The sequence below is a fragment of the Nocardia farcinica genome (assembly GCF_029867845.1).
Classification (GTDB): domain Bacteria; phylum Actinomycetota; class Actinomycetes; order Mycobacteriales; family Mycobacteriaceae; genus Nocardia; species Nocardia farcinica_A.
In genome coordinates, this window is sequence record NZ_JARWRU010000413.1 from 1 (window position 1) to 1,891 (window position 1,891).

A 1,891-nucleotide genomic window follows, 5' to 3' on the forward strand; every position below is an offset into this window, starting at 1 on the left:
CGCCGCGCCGGCCTTCGTTCCTCTGCCCACCCCGGCCTAGCCGGGGCTGGTGCGGGGCCAGGTCGGGGGGTGGCCGCAGCGGCTCGTCGGTGGCCGTTCCGCCGCCGGAACCGCAGGCAGACAGCGCCACGACCAGGACAAGCCCGGTGAACAGCGCCGACGGTATCCGCATGCCTGGCACTCTACCGGCGCGCGGGCGGGGGATCCCCGGTCAGCGGACGGTGACGACGACCTTGCCGGTGGCGGTGCGGTTGTCCAGGGAGGCGACGGCCTCGGCGGCCTTGTCCAGCGGGTAGGTCACCGGCGTCGGCGCCGCCATGGCCCCGCTCCCCACCAGCAGGCCCACCTATTACCACAGCTCGCGCAGGTATCCGGGGTTGGACATGAACCACTCGCCCCAGGCCGCGCCGACCACCTCGACATTGCGCAGCAGCAGCCGGTTGACCTTCACGGTCGGGATCTCGCCCGCGGTGAAACCGACGACCAGCAGCCTGCCCGCCTGGGCCAGCGAGCGGATGCTGTCGGTGAAGCGGTCACCGCCCACCGGGTCGAGCACGATGTCCACACCCCGGCCGCCGGTCAGCTCCTTGACCTCGGCCAGCCAGTTGTCGGTGAGCACCACGTCGGTGGCGCCGTTCGCCCTGGCCACCTCGGCCTTCTCCGCGGTGCTGACCACCGCGATCACCCGGCCCGCGCCCAGCGCCTTCGCCATGCGCAGGGTGGAGGTGCCGACACCGCCCGCGGCGCCGTGCACCAGCACGGTCTCGCCCTCGGCCAGCCTGCCGCGCTTGCGCAGGCAGAAGTGCACGGTGAGGTCGTTGAACAGGATGCCCGCGCCCGCCTCCATGGAGATGTTGTCCGGCAGCGGGAACACCAGGTCGGGCAGGGTCACGGCGGTCTCGGCGACCGCGCCGCCGAGCATGGTCAACGCCAGCACCCGGTCACCGGCCTTCACGTGCGCGCCCTCGGGGGCCTCGCGGACCACGCCCGCGACCTCGCCGCCCACCACGAACGGCAGCTGCGGCTTCATCTGGTAGAGCCCGCGCGTCATCAGCACGTCGGGGAAGGCGATGCCCGCGGCGTGCACGTCGATGACCACACCGCCCGGGAGGGCGGGTTCGGGGATGTCGACGATCTCGACCGCTTCCGGTCCCTCCAACTTGCTGACCTGTGCTGCGCGCATGGGCCGACCTCTCTGTCCATTCCCGGGGTCCGATCACCCGGGTCCGATGGCGCGGGTCCGTGCGGTCCCGCGGTCCGTCCGGCGGCGCCGGTCGTCGCCGGTGACACCGTGACCAACATAACGAACGGTCGTTCCGGCGGCGCGGCGCACACCCGCCCGCCCGGTGAACGGCTGCGCTGACCTGGCGGGATTGCTATCCTGGCCCGGCTCGATGGTCGGGGAAGCCATCGGCGGCTCCGGGCCAGGAGCGTGACGGCAGGAGGGGGAATCGGCGTGGCCGAAGAGCAGCTACGGGTCGATCCTGACGCGCTCAGGACCTTCGCGACCCGGCTCGGCACGGAAGCGGGGGAACTCACCGCGCTCGGCGCGGGCGGCGCGATCGACGCGGCGGCGGGCGCCCTGCCCGGCACGCCGTTCGACGCGGCCGCACGGCGCTCCGGCGACGCGGTCACCCGCTGCCTGTCCAGGATGGCCGAACGGCTCACCACCGTCGCCGACGCCATGGACGACGCGGCGGGTGTCTACGAGCTCACCGAGGCCGAGTTCGAGCGCACCCTCACCACGATCGGGATGCAGCTGCCATGACCCTCACCGTCGACGACGTCGCCGCCTGGCAGCCCGACCGCCTGACCGCGGCGGCCGACCACCTGAAGTCCGTGTACGAGGGCATCGACCGCATCGTGGGCAAGGCCGTGACCGACACCCGCG

The 1,891-nt window shown here is 72.9% G+C and carries 1 protein-coding gene and 1 pseudogene; one reads left to right on the forward strand and one right to left on the reverse strand.

Features of this window, described 5'->3' with window-relative positions; all coding sequences use genetic code 11:
• Nucleotides 1-211: 211 nt before the first annotated feature.
• A pseudogene (locus tag QH283_RS08830) lies at nt 212-1,183 on the reverse strand (NADPH:quinone oxidoreductase family protein).
• 273 nt (nt 1,184-1,456) lie between these two features.
• On the opposite strand from QH283_RS08830, the gene QH283_RS08835 reads away from it, so the two are divergent.
• Nucleotides 1,457-1,768: a type VII secretion target gene (locus QH283_RS08835; protein ID WP_280502534.1), complete on the forward strand. Its 312-nt coding sequence runs from the start codon at nt 1,457-1,459 to the stop codon at nt 1,766-1,768.
• Nucleotides 1,769-1,891 lie beyond the last annotated feature (123 nt).